At 66.1% G+C, this 19,977-nt stretch carries 18 protein-coding genes; 14 read left to right on the top strand and 4 right to left on the bottom strand.

The window, feature by feature from the left end; all coding sequences use genetic code 11:
* Nucleotides 1–30 precede the first annotated feature (30 nt).
* The 7 genes from HPY83_00920 to HPY83_00890 all read left to right on the top strand — a co-directional run bounded on the left by HPY83_00920 (nt 31) and on the right by HPY83_00890 (nt 7,068).
* Nucleotides 31–564, top strand: coding sequence for an ECF transporter S component (locus tag HPY83_00920; GenBank protein ID NPV06508.1), 534 nt, complete (start codon nt 31–33; stop codon nt 562–564).
* A 93-nt stretch (nt 565–657) separates the two neighbouring features.
* Nucleotides 658–1,551 (top strand): ATP-binding cassette domain-containing protein, encoded by an 894-nt coding sequence (locus tag HPY83_00915; GenBank protein NPV06507.1) that lies wholly within the window; start codon nt 658–660, stop codon nt 1,549–1,551.
* Nucleotides 1,536–2,366, top strand: a complete 831-nt coding sequence (locus HPY83_00910) for an ATP-binding cassette domain-containing protein (protein ID NPV06506.1) — start codon at nt 1,536–1,538, stop codon at nt 2,364–2,366. Before HPY83_00915 ends, HPY83_00910 begins: the two co-directional genes overlap by 16 nt.
* Nucleotides 2,363–3,166 (top strand): energy-coupling factor transporter transmembrane protein EcfT, encoded by an 804-nt coding sequence (locus HPY83_00905; protein NPV06505.1) that lies wholly within the window; start codon nt 2,363–2,365, stop codon nt 3,164–3,166. The genes HPY83_00910 and HPY83_00905 overlap by 4 nt, the downstream gene beginning before the upstream one ends.
* Before the next feature lie 411 nt (nt 3,167–3,577).
* Nucleotides 3,578–5,188 (top strand): hypothetical protein, encoded by a 1,611-nt coding sequence (locus HPY83_00900; protein ID NPV06504.1) that lies wholly within the window; start codon nt 3,578–3,580, stop codon nt 5,186–5,188.
* Between the two features lie 12 nt (nt 5,189–5,200).
* Complete coding sequence (locus HPY83_00895; GenBank protein ID NPV06503.1) at nt 5,201–5,809, top strand: hypothetical protein; 609 nt, start codon at nt 5,201–5,203, stop codon at nt 5,807–5,809.
* Complete coding sequence (locus tag HPY83_00890) at nt 5,806–7,068, top strand: hypothetical protein (protein NPV06502.1); 1,263 nt, start codon at nt 5,806–5,808, stop codon at nt 7,066–7,068. The genes HPY83_00895 and HPY83_00890 overlap by 4 nt, the downstream gene beginning before the upstream one ends.
* Before the next feature lie 128 nt (nt 7,069–7,196).
* On the opposite strand, the gene HPY83_00885 is transcribed toward HPY83_00890, so the two are convergent.
* Genes HPY83_00885 through HPY83_00870 form a run of 4 tightly spaced genes read right to left on the bottom strand, consistent with a single transcriptional unit; the run spans nt 7,197 to nt 10,695 of the window.
* Nucleotides 7,197–8,186, bottom strand: coding sequence for a tetratricopeptide repeat protein (locus HPY83_00885; GenBank protein ID NPV06501.1), 990 nt, complete (start codon nt 8,184–8,186; stop codon nt 7,197–7,199).
* Nucleotides 8,187–8,212: 26 nt separating this feature from the next.
* Entirely contained in the window at nt 8,213–9,229 is a 1,017-nt protein-coding gene (locus HPY83_00880) for a Gfo/Idh/MocA family oxidoreductase (protein ID NPV06500.1), read from the bottom strand.
* A gap of 18 nt (nt 9,230–9,247) precedes the next feature.
* A complete protein-coding gene (lepB, locus tag HPY83_00875; protein ID NPV06499.1) occupies nt 9,248–9,784 on the bottom strand; it encodes a signal peptidase I in 537 nt (178 codons plus the stop codon).
* Nucleotides 9,785–9,831: 47 nt separating this feature from the next.
* Nucleotides 9,832–10,695 (bottom strand): MBL fold metallo-hydrolase, encoded by an 864-nt coding sequence (locus HPY83_00870; protein ID NPV06498.1) that lies wholly within the window; start codon nt 10,693–10,695, stop codon nt 9,832–9,834.
* A gap of 478 nt (nt 10,696–11,173) precedes the next feature.
* Between HPY83_00870 and HPY83_00865 the strand changes: the two genes are divergently transcribed.
* The 7 genes from HPY83_00865 to HPY83_00835 all read left to right on the top strand — a co-directional run bounded on the left by HPY83_00865 (nt 11,174) and on the right by HPY83_00835 (nt 19,975).
* On the top strand, nt 11,174–11,341 hold the full coding sequence (locus HPY83_00865; GenBank protein NPV06497.1) for a hypothetical protein: 168 nt from the start codon (nt 11,174–11,176) through the stop codon (nt 11,339–11,341).
* A gap of 681 nt (nt 11,342–12,022) precedes the next feature.
* The gene (locus HPY83_00860) at nt 12,023–12,184 is read left to right on the top strand and encodes a hypothetical protein (GenBank protein ID NPV06496.1); all 162 of its coding nucleotides are present in this window, start codon (nt 12,023–12,025) and stop codon (nt 12,182–12,184) included.
* Nucleotides 12,185–12,674: 490 nt separating this feature from the next.
* A complete protein-coding gene (locus HPY83_00855; GenBank protein ID NPV06495.1) occupies nt 12,675–13,052 on the top strand; it encodes a cupin domain-containing protein in 378 nt (125 codons plus the stop codon).
* A gap of 527 nt (nt 13,053–13,579) precedes the next feature.
* Nucleotides 13,580–16,087: a PAS domain S-box protein gene (locus tag HPY83_00850; protein ID NPV06494.1), complete on the top strand. Its 2,508-nt coding sequence runs from the start codon at nt 13,580–13,582 to the stop codon at nt 16,085–16,087.
* A complete protein-coding gene (locus tag HPY83_00845; GenBank protein NPV06493.1) occupies nt 16,053–16,712 on the top strand; it encodes a response regulator transcription factor in 660 nt (219 codons plus the stop codon). The genes HPY83_00850 and HPY83_00845 overlap by 35 nt, the downstream gene beginning before the upstream one ends.
* Nucleotides 16,713–17,147: 435 nt before the next feature.
* Complete coding sequence (locus HPY83_00840) at nt 17,148–18,482, top strand: extracellular solute-binding protein (GenBank protein ID NPV06492.1); 1,335 nt, start codon at nt 17,148–17,150, stop codon at nt 18,480–18,482.
* 56 nt (nt 18,483–18,538) lie between these two features.
* Nucleotides 18,539–19,975, top strand: a complete 1,437-nt coding sequence (locus HPY83_00835) for a sugar ABC transporter substrate-binding protein (protein NPV06491.1) — start codon at nt 18,539–18,541, stop codon at nt 19,973–19,975.
* Nucleotides 19,976–19,977: the final 2 nt, after the last annotated feature.

Genomic DNA, 19,977 nt, shown 5'->3' with positions numbered 1-19,977 from the left:
CCCGGGCCGGTAAGAGGGCAGGAGGGGCGCATGTTCCGCCGCTGGACGGCCGTTCGGGTGGTGGTGCTAGCCGCCCTCATGGGGGTGACGACGGTGCTGACGCTGCTGGTGCGCGTGCCCATCGCCCCCACCCGCGGTTACATCCACTTGGGCGACGTGGGCGTCTACTTCGCCGCCTTCACCTTCGGGCCAGTCATGGGCTTACTGGCAGGAGGCTTGGGTACGGCCATGGCCGACGTGCTCGGGTGCTACGCCCACTGGGCGCCACTCACCCTCGTGTTCCACGGGGTGCAGGGGGGCGTAGCCGGGTACCTCGGTTACCGCGCCACCACTGCCCGCCAGGCTCTGGCGTGGGCCGTCGGCTCGCTCATCATGGTCGGGGGCTACTTCCTGGCCGAGGTGGTCCTGTATGGGGTAGGAGCAGCTCTGGTGGAGATTCCAGGCAACGCCGTGCAAGCCCTGGCCGGTGGGCTGGTGGCCATCCCGCTTTCGGCAGCCCTACGGCAAGCCTGGCCTCCGGTGGAGACTCTCGGGCTGGTCCGGCCATGGGAGGAGCGAAGGTAGTGGCTAGTGGTGAGTAGTGAGTGAGTAGTGGGTTGCGTCGTCCCAGCTTCGCCCGGGTAGGGCGATCTCCACTATCCACCGTCCTTAGGAGGAATGCTGATCGGAACTGACCCTCTGGTCGTTGTCCAAGACCTCTACTACGCCTATCCCCCCCTGGTGCCGGGAGATGCAAGCGTCGAAGCGCTCCGGGGGGTGAGCTTCTCCGTTGTCCGGGGGGAGATGCTGGCCATCCTGGGGCCTTCAGGCGCTGGAAAAAGCACCCTGTGCCTGGCGCTGTGCGCCGTGGTCCCTCACAGCACCGGGGGAGTCTTCGGCGGCCAGGTCCTGGTCTGCCACCAAGACACCAGGCAATCCACCCCCGCCCAGCTCTCCACCCGGGTGGGGGTGGTCTTCCAGGACCCGGAGAGCCAGCTCTTCGCCACCGTGGTCGAGGACGAGGTCGCCTTCGGCCTGGAGAGCCAGGGCATGCCCAGGGAGGAGATGGTGGCCCGGGTGGATTGGGCTCTGGGGCTGGTGGGTATGAGAGACCACCGTCTGCGAAACCCTGCTCTGCTCTCCGGCGGCCAGAAGCAGCGCGTCGCCATCGCTGCTGCCATCGCCACCAAGCCGGACTTGCTCATACTGGATGAACCCACCGCCAGCCTGGATCCCGTAGGCTCCCAGGAGGTGGTGCAGGCACTCTCCGACCTCCTCACCGAGACCGACTGCGCCGTCGTGATGGCGACTCAGGACGCGGAGTTGGCCGCCCGCTTTGCCCATCGCGTTCTGCTCCTCGACCAGGGTAAGATCACCTACGACGGTCCGGCGAGCGAGGTCCTTAGCTCGCCGGACCTCCTGGCCGCTCACGCCCTCTACCCTCCCCCACTGGCAGAGCTGGCTGCGTACCTCAGCAAGCATGGCTTCGAGGCCGACTTCCTCGATCTGGAATCAGCCGAAGCGCGCCTTCGCTCCGGCCTGCTCCAGGAGAACTCGTGCCTGGGCTCGTAGAAGTCGAGAACCTGCACCACTCCTTCCCCGACGGGTGGGATGCGCTGAACGGCGTCAGTCTGCGCCTGGACGCCGGCGAGTATGTCGCCCTGATTGGGCCTAACGGGTCGGGTAAGACGACGCTAGCCAAGCACCTCAACGGCCTGCTCAAGCCTACCTCCGGGCGGGTGGTGGTCGCTGGCATGGACACGCGTCAGGTCCAGGTGTCCACCCTGGCCCGCACCGTGGGCTACGTGTTCCAGAACCCGGATCATCAGATCTTCTGTGCCACGGTGCGGGAGGAGCTGAGCTTCGGCCCCTCGGCCCTGCAGGTGCCACCAGAAGAGGCAGCCGATCGGGTGCAGCAGGAGATGCGGGCCTTTGGCCTGATGGACGTGGCTGAGCGCCCACCGGCGGTGCTTTCTCCCGGGCTGCGCCGCCGGGTGGCCCTGGCCTCCGTGCTCACCACTCGCCCGCGCCTCTTGATCCTCGATGAGCCCGGGGTGGGCCTGGACGCCCGCGAGCAGGAGGAGGTCTTCGCTCGACTAGCTGCCTACAACACAGAAGGGAACGCCGTTCTGCTCATTTCCCACGATATGCGCGCGGTAGCTCAGCAGGCTCGCCGCTGTTTGCTCCTGGCCGAGGGCCGGGTGGTGGCCGACGGCCATCCGTCATCGGTGCTATACGACTCGAAAGCGCTGGCCGAGGCGGGCATGCAGCCGCCCACCATGAGCCGGCTGGCCCAGGCCACCGCCGATCTCGGTCTGCCCGCCAGACTCCTGAGCCCACAGGAGTTCGGCCGGGCCTACCTGGAACTCCTGGCGGCCTCCCGATGAACGGGCTGGAACTGCACGTGCCGGGCGACTCCTGGTTGCACCGCGCCGACCCACGCCTGAAGCTGGGCCTGGCTCTGTTGGGCGCCGCCCTGCTCTTCGCCTACAACAACCTGTGGATCCTGATCCTGGCCCTGCTGGCCGTGCTGGTGGTGCTGCGAAGCGCCGCCGTACCCGGAAGCAGGCTGGCCGAGGTCGGCCGCTTGATGCTTCCCATCGCCATCCTCATACCGTTCCTGTGGCCGGTGTTCGACCAGGCCGGGCCCCTGTGGTTCGCCGTGGGCGGCATACGCGTCACCGGTTGGGCAGTGGCCCAGGGCTTCGCCACCGCGGTGCGCATTGTGGCCCTGGCCTTCGTCTCCGCCACCGTGGTGCTCACCACCGACATGCGGGCGCTCTTGCGCGCCTTGGTCCGTCTGGGCATGCCCTACGAAGCTGCCCTGGCCGTTACCATCGGCCTCAGCTACGTCCCCCGCATCCGGCGCACCTACGAGCAGGTCACGGAGGCGCAGATGGCCCGCGGTTTCGACTTGGCAGCGGGTGGGTTCATCCGCCGGGCTCAAGCTCGAGTGCCCATCCTGGTGGCTTCTCTGGTGAGCACTTTCCGCTCCGCTGACACCCTGGCCCGCACCCTGGAGTGTCGCGGGTTCGGCCTCCGCGAGGTGCCTCGGTCGGCCCTGTATGAGATCTACTGGCGACCGGCCGATTCCGCCCTCGCTGCCGCGGCCCTGGCCCTGGCCACAGTGGCGCTACTGCTCCGTTTCGTCCTCGGCCTGGGCTCTCATCCCGTCTTTCTGCTTTGAGTGCAGCCCTCACCATCAAGGGCAAAAGGACTCACGCCGCGATCTCGCTCTGGTCGTTGGTTCGCTACGCCGCTCACGCGCGTCCGCGTGGAGGCGCGGGAGTGCGCCCGAGACTCCCGGAACTGGATACTGCGAAGCCACCCCCACGGTCGGCCATGGGGGCAGGACGATGGCGTCTCGGCAGGTTCCACTCGTGGGGAGTCGGCGACCCCAGGAGGGGTAACCACTTGGGCCCACGGCGCGCGTGGGCGGCGCACTCCTCCTCGGGGGGTGCTGAGCGCAGCCTAGGGTCTGAGCGGCGGTCCTGGTCGCAATCCATCCCCCCGGATCCTGAGCTGCTCCATCCTGTCTCGCGCCCGCGGGACGGGACCCTTTGCTCCGCCCCAACGAGGGTGCTATCATCGGCTCGCCGTGGAAGAACCTGCGCTCTGGGCAACCGTCAAACTCCTCGCGCCCTCGCTGATCCTGCTCGCCACCGCCGCTTCGGTGGCCGTGCTGTTGAGGGGCGCCCAGGTGCAAGCGGGGTGCCCCAGGGCGGCTGCCGTGCTTGGGCTGCTCGCGGCCTCGCTCATCGCCAGCCTCCAGCTTGGCGCCACCGCCCGCCTGGCCTCGCTACCCTTGGGTGCCGTCTCTGCTCCCATGATCGAGCTCCGTCAGACCGCCCTCTCCCTTAGTTGGCTGCAGCTTCTCCTGTTCAGCTCCGCCGCGCTGATCCTGGCCTCGCCGCATGGCTCGCTGCCGGCCCTGCTCCTCCTGCTGGCAGTAGCCGCTCCCTCCCTGCTGGCGGGGAGCTTCCCAGCCGTGTGTCTGTTCTGGTTCACCACCGAGATCGCTCTGGCCCTGTACCGAGCGGCAACCCGGGCCAAGCCAGGCCATGCCTTCGCCGCGGCGGGCGCCTTGCTCCCCCCGGTGCTGGGCACGGCCGCGGTCCTGGCAGCCTTCCACGCCAGCGCCTCGGATGAGGCCCTAGTGCTGAGCCTGGGCTCCCTGCGCGGGCCCTCCTGGCTCCTCCTCGTCGCCGCCGTCGCCCTCCGCCTGCGGCCCTGGTCTCCCGCTGGTCCCCTGGCTTCCTACGGAGCGTCCCAGGAGTCGGCGAGAACCGGTGCCGTAGCAGCGCTGCTGGTGGCGGGAACCACCGGCTTCTTCACCCTAAGCCGCCTCGACATGACGCCCCGGCCGGGGCAGCCCCCTCAGTCGGTGGTGCTGGTGCTGCTCGTGCTCAGCGTGGGCACAGCTGCCCTGGCCTGGGCTCACCGGCGCGCCTGGCCAGGCGTGGTGCTGTGGAGCACGGGCGCGCTCCTCACCACGACTCTCTTGCCGGCCACCCTTGCCTTCCCCCCGGCGGCATGGGTAGGTCCAGCTGCGGCGCACATCCTGGCCGCCCTAGTCGCCTGCACAACCGTGAGCCTTCTCCCGTGGCCCCCGTGGTCGCCTCGTAAGCTCCCTGGGCTGGTGATGGCTGTGGTGGGGTTCTCTCTCCTTCCCTGGCCGGTGTTCCCCTACGGCCGTGCCGTCACCTGGGGGCTGGACCTTCTGGCCGGCTTCAGACCGGCAGGAGCGGTCCTCCTCGCCCTGACGGCGGGCCTGCCTGCCGCGGCCCTGCTGGCCGGCCAGCGCGGACGAAGGCACCTGGTGGGGAACTCGAGGGCCGATGCTGCCACCACTCTGGTCGGCCTTCTGGTGGTCGGCGTTTCAGCGGCGCTCGTTCTCGGCGCCGGCTCCCAGAACTCGGCCCAAGCACTCTTCGCCGGCGACCACCCTTCACCAGGAGTGCTGGCCCTAGCACTCCTGGGGGCGTCTCTCGGCCTGCTGCTGACCGTGGCCGACAGGGCCGGCATCCTTGCCCCTCTCGACACTGAATTGCTGACCCGCCCGCGTCCGACCGCCCCGGCCTGGGTCAGGGATGCCCCAGGTGCCATATCCGGGGGTGTGGAACTGGTCTTCCGCTTCCTGGAGGGGGAGACACCGCTCACCTGGACCGTCCTGATCGGCACCGCCATACTCATTCTGGCCGCAGGCTGAGGGAGGCGTTCCATGCCGTTCTTGCCCGTCCCGGAGGGAATCGGCCAACTGGCTCTCTCCGTCTCATCGCAGGTGGTTGTCGTGGCTGTCGCCGCAGCGGGGCTAGCCCTAGTGCTGACCCGCTCCGAGGCTATCCTGGTGTTGGCTCTGCTCACCTCGTACATAGCGACGGCTGTCCTGCTGGCATCGCAGGCAGCACCCGAACTGGCGTTCGTCATGATACTGATCGGGATCTTCGTGGCGCTGATAATGCAGCTGACAGCGGCAGAGAGACGTGCGGCCCAAACGGCGGCCCATCGGGATCCGGCGACCATCGGCCTGCGAGTGTTGGCAACGCTGCTGATCGTGTGGTTCAGCCTCTCGATAGGCGTGCTGCGGCTGCCCCTCCAACCGCAGCAGTTCACCGCTGTCTGGCTTGTGGCCAGTGCCACCGCTGCGCTCCTGACCACCACGGACGCCTTCAGGGTGGGCATAGCTCTGCTGATGCTGACTGCCTCGAGCCTGCTCTACTACGCCACCAGCACTAGCGAAACCAGCCTCCTGGTTTTGGGCCTGGTGGCCGGTTCTGCCTTCGCCATCTCCCTCGCCGCCTCTCACCTGGCACTGGAAGCAGGCCAGTGAGCCAGACGCCCGGACTTCTGTCGCTCCTGGTGGCTCCCGCGATCGCCGGAGGTCTGGTGTACTTCCTCCGCATGTGGCGCCGCCTTCCTCACCTGGCTGCTGCCGCCGCCGCCGCCGGCACTGCCTACTTCGTGCGGGCCGCCAGCGTCGGTCTCAGCGATCAGGTACTAGGCAGACCACTCGTCCTGGACGCGCCGGCGAAGCATGTGATCCTCATCTCGCTCGCTGCCGTGGCCCTGAGCAACCTCGCTCTTCTCTCCCGAGCCACCACCACCGTCTTCCCCAGCACCTCCCTGGGGCTGGCTTCGCTAGTCGGGGCGGCCGTCACCCTAGATAACCTGACACTGGCCTCGCTGTGCCTGCTCATCGGTGGGGTGGCCTCCACGCTTTCCTGGGAGAGCCGAGGAAGGGCCAGCGGGCACCTGCAGTATCTGGTGGCCGTCACGATCGGCTCTCTCTTGCTGGCCCTGGCGGCCAGCGTCATGGAGGTGGCTCCGGACGAACCCTCGCGAACTGGGTCGGTGGCGCTTCAGCTCGGGATGGGGCTGCTTCTGGGTCTGGTGCCGGTAGGCCTCTGGAAAGGCACCCTAGGACGCGACTCGGCTTCGCTAGCTACCTCGGTGGTAGGGCTAGTCCTGGCCCCGGCAGCGATCGTCTTGTTCTGGCGCTTCACCTCCCGCCATCACTGGCTCATTGGGGCCACCCTTCTCCCTGAGCTGCTGCGAGTGAGCACCCTGGTCACGGTGGCGTTCTTCTCCCTGCGAGCCGCGGTCACCCCGTCGCCCCGCGTGTTCGTGGCTGCCGCCTCGCAATCCCAGTTCGCCCTGGTACTGCTGGTACTTCTGCCCTCCCTGGGCTCCTCCGCTCTTCTCCCCCTCACTTCGGAGTGGCTGCTGGCCCGGGTAGTGCCCGTGCTCTTGTTCGCCGTCTCTGCCGCGCTGCTGACTCGTTCGCCGCGCCCGGCCACCAGGGTGCTCTTCGCCTTCTCGGCGGTGAGCCTGATGGGGCTTCCGGGGACACCCTTGTTTCCCGCTTACCTAGCCGGTCTGCTCGCTCTGCCCCAGCGGGGGTTGGATGCTGCCATCCTGCTGTTCGTCGCCGGAACGGCCATCGGATCGCTTCGCCTGGCTGCCCTTCGCTCAGCAGAGGAGACGACCCCTGGCTCGCCGGACGAGGCCACCTTCATCGCCCTGGGGCTGGCGCTCCTGTCCCTAGCGCTTGGCCTCAACCCCACCCTTCTGCGAGGCTACCTCACCTGATCCGGTGGTAGAACGCAAATGACGCCGACGGTGGGCTGGTTCGCGCGGATCTCCTTCTGATTTTCCCTCTTTGATCAGCGCGAATCAGCGGCCGTCAGCGCCATCTGCGTCCTATCGTCTGCGACGACTCAGGGCCCCATGCCGGGAAGGCCTCCCATCGTCTCACCTGGCTTCTGCATGAGCATGCCCATGCGCATGCGGGCCAGCACGGTGAGCGACGGATCGCTGCTCAGCCCCGATGCCGTCTCAAATTCCTCGATCGCCTTGCCCGTCTCGCCCTGGAGCTCGTAGACGCTGGCCATGGCGAAGTGAGCCATGGCGGAGCCGTCGTCCGCCTCTAGGGCGGCCACTGCCTCAGCCTCGGCCCTCTCCAGGGCCCACTCCGCGCCACCCAGCGCCACCCGGTAGTAGACCAGCGACAGGCTGGAGTGGTAGTCAGCAGGAGCCGGCGACAGACGCATGGCCTCCTCGAACTGCTCCCGCGCCTCCTCAGTCCGCCCCAGCTGCTCGTACACCACGCCCAGATGCAGGCGAGCCCCAACATCGCCCGGGTTCAGGGCTACGGCCGCCTCGTACCGGTCCACTGCTCCCTCGAAATCGCCACTTAGCAGGCTGGATTCGCCCTCGGCGAGCAGGGCGCTGAATGCCTGTTCCTCAGGAGAGGGAGCCAGAAAGCGGTTGTAGGCCACCAGGCCCACCAGCAGCAGAGAAAACACCACGATCGCACGCAGCGACCAACGCCGCAGGGCCTCCTGCCGCTGCGCCGCGAGCGCCCGGTCCAGGTACCACCACCAATGATCCTCCGGCGGGTTCTCGGCGCGGCGAGCCTCCGCCAGACGTCCGGCCCCTACTTCGCGCATAAGCCGCCGAGCACTGCTTCGCGTCAGGTTCTGTACCGTCTCCAGCCGAGTACGCTCCGGCTTGAGGTCTACTCCATACTCGGTTTCCAGACGGGGGATGGCCTCGTAAATGGTGTCCAGCGTCCGGAGGAACTCCAGGGCATGCTGGGGACCTGCACCCCGCAGATTCGCTACCGCCAACTCTGCCGTTCTCAGCACCGCGCGCAGATCTTCTGCGTTACGGATGCCGCTCTCGACCACCAGCTCCTCCGCCAACATCGCCACCTCTCCGGCGGGGCAGGTGCCTAGAGGCTGACGGGCTCCCCCCGGCGCGCGCTTTCCACCGCAGCAGCGATCACTCTAGTCACCTGCAGACCGTCCTCACCAGTGACCAGTGGCTCTTTGTCCTCGATTATACACCGCGCGAAGTGCCTTATGCTCTCCACGGCGAAGCCCATCTGCTGCCCATGGATCTCGGGAGACACCAGCACGTCCGGATAGGTGGCTTCGGAGGGGGTGTACTTCTGCAGCACCCGGTGATGGCTGCAGTCCACGTACAGGGCGCCTCTGTCCCCCACGATCTCGCATTTGAGGTCAATGATGCTAGGGGTGTTGTTGGGCACTATCCAGCAGTTCTCTACCGCCGCCACTGCACCACCCCGGAACTCCAGGGTAGTCTGGTAGAAGTCGGGCGTGTCCACGCCCTTCTCCTTGAGCACGCGCGACCGGGCCACCGAGTACACCTTCTCGGGCACGTCGTCTAGCATCCACATGATAGTGTCAATGCAGTGGCTGCCGATGAACCACAGGACCGAAGACCTGGCGGCCCAGCTGAGCATGTCGGTCGGCACCCACATCTGATCGTTGAGCCTGTAGCTAACCAGCTGAGGCGTTCCGATCTCGCCCTGCTCGATGGCTCGTTTGGCCTTGTAGAAGGGCGGGTTCCAGCGATTGTGGAAGTCCACCATGAGTTTCTTGCCGGCACGCTTGGAGGCAGCGATGATGCGCTCGCACTCGGCCACCGATTGAGCCATGGGCTTCTCCAAGAGCACGTGCTTCCCGGCCTCGAAGGCGTCGGTGGCGATGCCTGTGTGGGTGTGATCGGGAGTGACCACACTGACCGCGTGAATGTCCTCCCGGTCGAGCAGTTCACGGTAGTCGCGGTAGTAAGCAGCACCATCCCGGTCCGCCACTTCGCGCCCTCGCGCCTCGTCCAGGTCGCTTACCGCGACCAGCCTGACCCCCGGAAAGGCAGAGTACACACGCGCGTGCATCTCGCCCCAGGTCCCCACGCCGATGACCCCGAAGCCGATCTCATTCACCTGTTCCCCCTGTGAGCCCTAGCGAGCAGGCTGTTCCACGCTTCCAGCCATGCTGCTGGTGTGCGCTAACTCTAGGCCGTACGCCGGTGGCCAGATGGAGAACCACGCCTTGCCGATCAGTTCTTCCTGCCTGACCGGCCCGAAGTTGCGCGAGTCGTTGCTGTTGTTGCGGTTGTCCCCCAGAACCAGGTACTCGCCTGGCCGGAGCACGGTGGGGCCCCAGTCGCCCAGGCCATGCTCGGGAGCCAGGTAGGGCTCCATCAATCTGGCCCCATTTATGTAGACTTCGCCGTTGCGGATGGCAACCTCTTCCCCCGGCAGGCCTACGACGCGCTTGATGAGGGCCCTTCCGTTATCTTGGGGGGAGGGAAACACCACGATGTCGCCGCGGCTAGGCAGGCCCAACCGATAGGCCAGCTTGTTGACCATCAGGTACTGGCCGTCGTGGAGGGTGGGCTCCATGCTATGCCCGTCCACCCGTGTGTTCTGCAGAGCGGAGCGTACGGCCACAAAGAGCACCAGCGCCAGAAGGATGGTTTCCAGCACATCGCGCATGAAGCGCCCGGCTGAGGAACCGTCCGCGGAGGCGGACCCCGAGTCTGCTACTCCTCCTGCTCGTCCTCCGGCATCCGGCGTCGCCTCAGCTCCTCGTACACCCGGCCCACGCTGGTCCGAAAGGCTCTCTCGGTCCGTTTCCGCCATCTCTCGTCGACCTCAAACTCGTCCAGAAGATGCAGCATGCGGGTAGCCGTTTCCGCCCTGCTGCGTCCTTCTGCCAACAGTTCGCTCACCCCTTCGCGCAACCTGAGCAGGAAGTCCTCCTGCCGGTCCACCAACTCCATGCCCCCTACTGGCCCGTGACCTGGCACAATCAGGCGGGGAGCCAGGCCGCGAATGGCTTTCAACGCCGAGAGCCAGTCGCTGGAGTTGCCCTGGCCGATGAAAGGGGGCATCTCGTTCACCACCACGTCTCCGGCAAACAGCACACCCGCGTCCTCGACTAGCATGGCGCTGCTGGGAGGGCTGTGCCCACCCAGCCTGAGCATGCGAAGGGTGCGTCCTCCTTTGTACAGCGTCAGGTCCTGGTCGAAAGTGATCTCCGGAGGGACCACCTCGAAGTCGGCCAACTCCTCCACCACGTGTGGGGCCCAGTCGCGGAAGGCATCGAGGACGCGCTCCCGCATGGTAGGGGTAAACCGATCCAGCCCCCGGAAGGCTCGTTCATTGGCGATCGAGGGGGCGTCGAAGCGAGCGCTGCCGATGGCGTGGTTGGGGTGGTTGTCGGTGAGGAACAGGTAACGGATGTCTGTGCCCCCTACCTCGCGCAGCTGCTCCGCCCAGGACTCTGCTTCTGAAGGGACGATAGGGGCATCGACCAACACCGACCCCTCATAGGTCAGCACACAGCCCACATTGGCGCCGTAGTATTCGTCGGCAACATAGACGTCTTCTGCAATCTCGCGCATGCCCAAACGCTCACTACCTCGGGTGTCGCCGTCGCTTCCCGCTCTCCCTGCTAGCGCGCTCGACCGTGCCCGGTGCCCGCCGGCGCGGCACACTCACACGGGCACTGCGGGGCAAGAAGCCGGGACGGAGGTCTTGGCTCCAGACCTCCCGGGTTCGGGGAGGGATCCTCGCACCAATGCACCTTCCGCGCGGGCGCTGGTCCCCGGCGCCGGCCACAGCTATCACGCCTGCGGCTGCCCGGAGGCAACCACCACCGCCGGCAGCCTTTCGATTCTACATCCCTGCCGACGAAATGGAAAGGAAGATTGAGTGCCGGGAACAGATCCGACTCGAGGCTGCAGGCGCGAGCGACCAGCTCCCCATAGGGCGCAGCTTCACCACGTGCGATACCCGAAGCCCTTACCTATCCACCCGGGCGGGGCAACTCCAGTGGCCACAGCGACATCTGCTTGTGCTGAACTGGACGACCGAGCCGGTATGTCCGGCCGAAAGCGCCAGAACGAGATCAACTACCTGGCGATGTCCGCCTTCTGTATCGACCCCGACCTGTCTATCGAGGAGTTCGAGCATGAGCACGCGGGTTACTTCCGCCACGCCACTGGCAGGCTAACCTCCGAAGGCGGCCCCTACGTGCTCGCCAAGTGAGGCATGCCTCCGCGATACTGGAGAACGAGCTCAACCCGCCGGCGCGACGCTCCCCCAGCCCAAGCCTGCCCCGTGTCCCGCCCAAACGTCCTGCGTACTGCATTTGCCGTCTGGGCCAGGATAGACAGGGCTATGCATGCAAGGGCCTGCGCCGGCTGCGGTCCAGAGGGCAAAGACAAAGCCCCTGGCGGAGCCCCTCGCCATGCCAACCGCTCCCTCCTACCGCGTTCTAATGTTTCCGGCCCCTCTTTCTAACGATTTCCTGCCATACTGCAGTCATACCAGGCACGACACAGGAGGCTGGCATATCGAAGACACACCAATGCTCTGCCGGTCACCATGGAAGCGATCTTCGGAGGCATGAGCGGACACGTCCAGGAATACCGTAGCTAGAGCTCAAGTCACTGTTACCCAGACTGCTAGCCAGATCGGCGGGGGCAAGGACTATCAGGCTCCCGCATCCCCCTACACACCTCGAACACCCCCTCTGGAGAAGGCCCCGCCGGGCGGACGGGGCCTTCTTCGTCTGTGTGCGGTGCGCCAGATGCCCTCAGATGCCGTGTGAAAGCAGCTGGCTCAGGCTGCACTCACCCTGACGGCCCCGCCAACGAACCTACACGCGACGTGTCATCAAGCCGCGCTATCGTATCTACCACCACAATCACGCCAGGGCAGTGGTAGTTGATCGCCGCAACCTACGAGGCCAACCGCGAGACTCGGATGTGCGCCACCGGCGTGCCCGAGACCACGGCTGCCATTCCTGGCTCCCAGAGGTTGCCCAACGGCGACCCGGTGACTATCGGCGAGAGCTATGTGCTCGTAGGCTGTTCCTCACTGGTCTGATCGAAGAGGTGGAGCTGCTCGTCAGGGCGCTCGCCCCGGTGGAGCTCAGGGCCATCTCCGACGCCAGCAGTCCGGGCAAGTGTAAGCCAAGCACATTCGTTCTGAATCCTTCCACCTTCCCCTGATACGACAGCGACATTGATCAGCGAGGTCGCCAACCGCTCCGCGTACTGTCTTGGCTTGGTCGGCCGCAATTTCCCCCAACTGGACGGGAGCAACGATGGTCGGTCATGTGAGAGCCTGCGCCAGTGAAGGTGCCAGACCCTGACCGCTCGGGCGCTACCAGCGAGCCAGCCGTGGCGTCCGCGGTGAGCGGCCGGCGAGACGCAGTTAGCCTCTTCCCCTTCGTGCCTCCCACCCCTCACACGCCACTCCCCACGGGCAGCGAACGGTCACCCGGTCCCCAGGCCTTGTCACCCCGATGACGCTGGGCTATACTCCGGCCGAGCGCGACACACAACCAAGGTTGAAGGTAGCCAGGAGTAGCACAATGGTCGGGTTCGTTGGTAATATCGAAGAACTAACCCTGAATAACGACAACTTCCGCAAGGTCCTCTTCACGGGGCCCAAGAGCCAGCTGGTAGTCATGAGCCTGGAACCGGGCGAGAACATCGGCATGGAGACCCATCCCGACGTCGATCAGTTCATCAGGATCGAGGAAGGTGAAGGTAAGGCGATCCTCAACGGGGAAGAGTCGAAGCTGGAGGATGACTTCGCTGTCGTCATCCCCGCGGGGACGGAGCACGACATTGTGAACACCTCCCAACGGAAGAAGCTGAAGCTCTATACCGTCTACTCGCCGCCAGAGCACGCTGACGGCACGGTGCACAAGACGAAAGAGGAAGCGGAAAGAAGCCACCATCACTAGCCGGTGATCGGCACGGCCGACAGACAATAGCCACGGGAGCGGGGATTCGCCTCCCCGCTCTCTGCGTCCGGAACCTGCCGCACCGCCGGACCCGGGTGTTACCCCGCAAGCCGGGCGCCGCTCTCATTCCGGCGTCCCGCCACCGCTCGCGCGATCGGCCTCACCGGCCCCGTCCACTCCCACCACCTCCAAGCGCGCCGTGCCTTTCTCTCTTGCTTCGGCGGCCTGTGGCCCGGCTCAGACTCCGGCACCGGCGCGCGCTCCAGGCCTCCTACCGACGCCGCTGCCGCCTGGGCGCTCGCGCAGCTCGACCGGGACGACGGCGCCCGGCCCGATGGTCCTGCCCTCGTGGTTCCGGGAGCATAGCGTCGTCGGTTGCTTGACGACCCGGCCGCTCCCTGGTCAGCCGATGGCAAAGACTCTAGTATAGGGGCAAGTGCCTGGGTGCTCGGCACGAGGTTCACTAGGATAGGCAGCAGCAAGGTTAGCTCGGATCACACCGTGTCTCTTGCCGTTAGGAGGTCAGATTGGAGCGTCGCCACGGTGGTGAGCAACTCGAACCGGAGCTAGCTGCGGCGCGTCGCAGGATCGCCGAGCTAGAAGCAGTGCAGTCTGAACTCGAGGGCACTGCCCGCACGCTGCAGCACCGCGTAGACCAGTCCCGGGCGCAGTTCCTGGGCATGCCCTCGCCCGTCTACGCCTGGCAGGTACAAGGAAGAGACCTGATCCTGGTTGACTACAACGACGCGGCCCATCGCGTCACCCATGGTAGTGTGGCCCAACTGGTGGGCGCGAGGGCCAGCGCGTTGTACCGCGATGAGCCGAGCATCCTCGCCGACATGTGGCGGTGCTACGAGGACAAGCACAGCTTCGGGCGCGAGATGGACTACCGCTACCGGCTCACGGGGGAGCACAGGTACCTGGCCGTGTCCTATGGCTTTGTGGCTCCCGACATGGTTCTGGTCCACTCGGAGGACGTCACCGAGCATAGGCAGGCCCAGCACGCCCTGCAGAGAGAGCGCGACTTCATCTCAGCCATTCTGGACACCGTGGGCACCTTGGTGGTGGTGCTCGACCCCCAGGGCCGAATCGTGCGCTTCAATCGCGCCTGCGAGCAGGCCACCGGCTATGCCTTCGGCGAAGTGGAGGGCAAACGATTCTGGGAGCTATTCCTTCTACGCGAGGAAGCGCAAGCGGTCAAGGAGGTGTTCCGCGACCTGGTGGCAGGGCAGTTCCCCAACGAGCACGAGAACCACTGGGTGAGACGCGACGGTGACCTCCGATTGATCGCCTGGTCGAACACCGCCCTTCTCGATGAAACCGGCGCCGTGGAGTACGTCATCGGTACCGGAGTTGATGTCACCGAGCGCAGGCGGGCGGAAGACGCCCTGCAACGGGCCAACGCCGAACTGGATCTGAGAGTACAGGAGCGGACCGCAGAGCTGTTGCGCCTCAACCAGGCGTTGGCTGAGAGCGAGGAGCGGTTCCGCCTCGCCTTCGAGCATGCCCCCGTCGGCATGGCCCTGGTCGGCCTCGATGGTCGCTTCCTGCGAGCGAACCACTCCCTCTGCAGCATGCTGGGATACCCGGAACAGGAACTACTACGCAAGAGCTTCCAGGAGCTCACTCATCCCGCGGATCTCGGGATCAGCCTGGAACTCCTGCAGGACATTGCCGCGGGCAGACGGGACTTCGGCTGGCTGGAGAAGCGATATGTCTGCCAAGATGGGCACGTGATCTGGGCCCTACTCAGTACCTCCCTCGTGCGGGACGCCCAGGGAAGTCCCGCCTACTACGTCTCTCAACTCCAGGACGTCACCGAGCGCAAGGAGGCCCGCGAGCTCCTGGAGGAGCGGGTAGCTGCCCGCACGCGGGAGCTCTCCGCCTTGTACGACGTGACCACCGTTGCTAGCGCCTCGCTGGATCTGCAGACGGTCTTGGCGCAGTCGCTTAGCCGGGTCCTGGAAGTCATGCGCTGTGAGACGGGCGGCATTCACCTGCGAGAGGGCCCCGAGGAAGTGCTTCGCCTCGCCCTCTGGCAAGGCCCCATCCCCGGGATGACCGACGAGACGGAGACCCTGAGCCCGCTGGGTCGAGAAGTGGACTGGGTGATGACCCATGGTGAGCCGCTGATGGTGAGCGACCTGTGGCCATCTGGTGTATCCCCGTCGCCACGGCCAGACCAAGCCGCTGGGCCGATCGCGTACGTCGGTGTTCCGGTACATACCAAGGGCCGGGTGTTGGGCGCCCTCAGCGTGGTGGGCGAGCCCGGACGTCGGTTCAGCGCCGAGGAGGTGGCCCTGCTGGCGTCAATCGCCGGCCAGGTGGGCGTGGCCGTCGAGAATGCGCATCTGTATGAGCAGGCGGAGCGCTTGGCCGTGCTCGAAGAGCGCGACAGGCTAGCCCGGGAACTGCACGACGCGGTCACCCAGTCGCTCTACAGCTCGTACCTGATGGTGGAGACAGCACGCCGGGCGGCGGATGCCGGAGACCTGGACCACACGAGGGCCAGCCTGACCCGGCTGGGTGAGGTACTCGGAACCGCCCTCAAGGAAATGCGCCTGCTGCTCTACGAGTTGCGCCCTCCCGCCCTGGAAGGGGAGACCCTGATCGGGGCGATCCACAAGCGGCTGGACGCGGTGGAACGGCGGGCCGGGTTGGAGGCGCGGCTGCTGGTGGAGGGCGACGCACGCGCGCCGGTTGAGGTTGAGGAGCCGCTTTACTGGATCGCCCAGGAGGCGCTCAACAACGCCCTCAAGCACGCTGCGGCTACCGCGGTAACGGTATCGGTCCAGGCTAGTGACGGTCAGGTATGCCTGGAGGTCGCCGACAATGGGCGCGGGCTGGACCCCCAGGCGGCAGAGAATAGTGGAGGTCTGGGACTCCATACTATGCGCCAGCGCGCCGAACGCGCAGGAGCGACCCTCCAGATCGACTCCAGGCCCGGGGCGGGCACGCGGATACGGGTCACCGTCAAACTGGACCCGGAGGAGGGACAGGGTGGTCGAAGTCATCCGGATCCTGGTCGCCGATGACCACGCGGTGGTGCGGGAGGGGCTGAGAGGCCTAATAGCCACGGAGCCCGGGATGGAAGTGGTAGGAGAGGCTGCAGACGGTCACGAAGCCGTTCTCAAGGCCAGCGTCCTTCGCCCGGACGTCATACTGATGGACCTGGTCATGCCTAAGCTGGACGGCCTTGAGGCCATCCGACAGATCAAGGCGCAGGACCCGAAAGCCCGCATCCTGGTGCTCACCAGCTTCGCCGACGACGACAAGGTCTTCCCCGCCATCAAGAGCGGGGCGCTCGGCTACCTGCTCAAGGACTCATCGCCTCATGATCTCCTTAAGGCCATCCGCGACGTGTATCAGGGCGAGTCCTCTCTGCATCCCACCATCGCCCGAATGCTCATTGGCGAGTTGAACCGGCCGACGACTCTGCCGCCAACTGCCAGCCCGCTCACCGAACGCGAGGTGGACGTGCTGCGACTGGTGGCGCAAGGCCTCACCAACGATGAGATCGGCACCCGGCTGTTCATCTCCGAGCGCACGGTGCGCACCCACGTCAGCAACATCCTGGGCAAGCTGCACCTGGCAAACCGCACCCAGGCGGCCCTCTACGCAGTGCGGGAGGGGTTCGCGCGCCTCGGTAAGCAGCACTAGCGCCTCGCCCGCCTACGTCTTCTGTCTCATTCCCATGCGTCAGAGGACCAGGCTCGATTGCCTCCAGATTCATTCTTTCGACATAGGGGATTCCCTACATTGGGCCGTTGTCAAGCCATCAGTCCTCTCCTATACTAATCCTGTAGGATTAGTATGCGGACGTCGCCCTCCTACTGGCTGTACGAGCGCATGGCATCGGCGGGGGCAACCGGTGGGGCACGGGAGTCGGCTCCCACTGGCGCTAATCATCGTTACGTGGCTGGCCCCAACGCCGCCCGCTCTGCTGGCGGACCCAGCCTAGGGTTAGCCCCTCCCCGGCTGGGTCAGTCTTCGGGCACATCGGGAACATGACCCGAGGCCCCGCGATCGGCTGCGAGTTCGATGCGGGATGCCAACCCAGCCCTCGGCGTGTCAGCCGAGGGCAGAGTGGTGCAGATGAAACAGGTAGTACGTACGTTAGGTAGACTGTTGGCAATGGCCCTGCTGGTGGCAGGATGCGGCGCCGGCGCTGCCGTGTCCGAATCCCAGACTGCGCCCCCCACCGCCACACCAGGCGCCCAGAGCGTCACCCTCATGGTCTGGGACCAGTTCCGGCGGGACACTGAGCGAGCCGTGGTGGATCAGCTGAACGCCGAGTTTGAAGCCGCCCATCCCGGGGTGAAGATCCAGCGCGTGGTCAAGAGCTTCGACGACCTTCGTGTCACCGTGGCGTCGGCGCTACAGGACTTGAACGGCCCGGACGTCGTCCAGGTCAACCAGGGTTCTGACATGCGCATCGCGGTGCAGGCCGGTCTTCTGCTCAGCCTCACGCCGTACCTGCCCCAGTACCGCTGGGATGAGCGCTTCTCCGCCAGCATCCTGGCACGCAACAGCTTTTCCGGGGACGGGTACCAGTTCGGAACCGGCAACCTGTACGGGCTGTCGCCCACGGCCGAGGTGGTCGGCGTGTACTACAACAAGGACAAGTTCAGGGACCTGGGACTGACGGTACCCAGAACCTTCGCCGAGTTCGAGGCACTGCTATCCAAGGCCAGAGAGGCCGGAGAGACACCCATCGAGTTCGGCAACCGGGACCCGTGGCCGGGCATCCCCGTATTCAGTGCTATCGAACACGTTCTGCTGCCGGATCGTTCCTGGCTGGATGAGTTCGTCTATGGCCAGGGCAGTACCTCGTTTGACATCCCGGAGAACCTCCAAGCCGCGGCCAAGCTACAGCAGTGGGTGCAGTCCGGCTACTTCACGGAGGGGTTCCATGACATCGGCTACGAGGACTCCTGGCGGCGATTCGCGCGCGGTGAGGGGCTGATGATGCTCACCGGCAGCTGGCTGAGTGCAGACATCGTCAGGACCGGCGGAGAGAGGTTCGGCTTCTTCCTCCTGCCCCCGCCACGGCAGCCGGGCCACTGGCTGGCCATCGGAGGAGTGGGAGTACCGTTCTGCATCCGCAACGGGACCAGGCACGCCGACCTGGCAGCCGAGTACCTGGATTGGATGGTCTCGCCGCGGGCGGGAGAGCTCTGGTTGGCCAAGGGCGTCCTGCCGGCGGTGCCGGTGCACGCCTCCAGAATCCCGTCCGGCACCCTGCTGGGCGACGTCGTCTCCGCCTACGAAGCCATGAGCGTGACCGACGGGGTGGGCCAGTACATAGACTGGGCCGGTCCCACCCTGTACGACCGGTTGGGGGCGGCCATACGCAACCTCATGGCCCTGGAGGTCAGCCCCGAGGAGACCGTGGCCGCCATACAGGCGGAGTACGCCAGGCGACACTGACAGGGCACGACCGCCGGGCCAGACCGCTCCCCTGGTCTTAGCCTAGAGGAAAGCACATGGATCAGGCGCATCCCACATCACGAAGTTCAGATACTCCAGTCGTCAGAGAAGCCGACGCGAACACTATCCCTGCCTTCGCCTCCCCCGGCAGCGACGCCGAGCGGCCCGCCATCACCCGCCGCGGCTTCCTGCGTGGCATCGGTGTCGCCGCCGCCGGCGCCGCTCTGGCGGGGTGCGGAACGCCATCGGCGATGGGACCGCGCCGCACCAGGGCCGTCCAGTTGGTGTACCAAGAAGGCCGAAGTGAGTGGCTCGTGACCACGGCGCAGCACATGCTGGAGCAGTTCCATACCTCCAATCCGCACATCAGCGTCTTCCTCGCCCAAGACCCCGAGAACACCGCCAGCCAGATGCTCTCCGATTTCCAGAACGGCACGGCGCCGGACGTCTTCGCCGGTTGCTGTGACTCCCTTCCTCTGTGGGCACAGGCCGGCTACCTTCTCGATCTGCGTCCCTACGTAGAGGCGGATCTGGATGAGGCCACCGTGGACGATTGGCACCCGGCTCATTACCGGGCCTTGTTCACCCACAGCGGGGTGCAGTATGCCCTGCCCAAGTGTCAGGGTGCGCTCGTCCTGTACTACAACAAGGACTTGTTCGACCAGTACGGCGTGGAGTACCCCACGGACGCCTGGACCCACGATGACTATCTGGAGGCCATGAGAGGCCTGGTCCGCCCCATGGACCGGACGGGCAAGATAGACCTCTGGGGAAGCATGGTTGACGTGAGCTGGGGGCACCTCCAGGTCCACGTCAACGGCTGGGGAGGGCACTTCGTTGATCCTCTGGATCCCAGACGCAGCCTCATGGCTCAGCCTGAGGCCCTGGAGGCTCTGCAGTGGCTGCGCGACCGCATGTGGGACGACCACACTATGGCCAGCCTCCTGGACGTGCGCACCATCGCCCCGTGGCAGGCGTTCGTCGAAGGGCACCTGGCGATGGTGGAGGAGGGATCGTGGTCGCTGAAGCGCATCCTTGAGAACGCCAACTTCAGGGTTGGCGTCGCCCCTCTGCCGGCAGGACCGGCTCGCCGGGCCACTCTGGCCACCGCCGACGGCTTCGCCATCTATGCCGGCACTAGACACCCCGAGGCCGCCTGGGAGCTGCTCAAGTTCCTGATCAGCCCCAGGTACGGGCGGGCAATGGCCCAGGCCCAACTGCTTCATCCGGCACGGGCATCGCTGGTCGGCGAATGGGCCAACTTGGTGCGGGAGCAGCACCCAGGCAGGTCGCGCGACATGGATCTGAGTGTGTTCGCCGATGGCCACCTGCGGGGTTACTCGGTGACGGCGGAGATCTTCGCCAACATGGCCGAGGCCCGACGCCTGGCCCAGGCAGCTTGGTCGCGCATCTTCACTCTGGGCCAGGCGCAGACTGACCTCGTGAGAACCCTCTCGGCGCAGATTGACGCGGCTCAACAGGCAGGGGCCTAGGA

It is taken from the genome of Anaerolineae bacterium (assembly GCA_013178015.1).
Taxonomy (GTDB): domain Bacteria; phylum Chloroflexota; class Anaerolineae; order DRVO01; family DRVO01; genus Ch71.
Note: the sequence above shows the minus strand (reverse complement) of the source record. Positions and strands in the feature narration are given on the sequence as shown.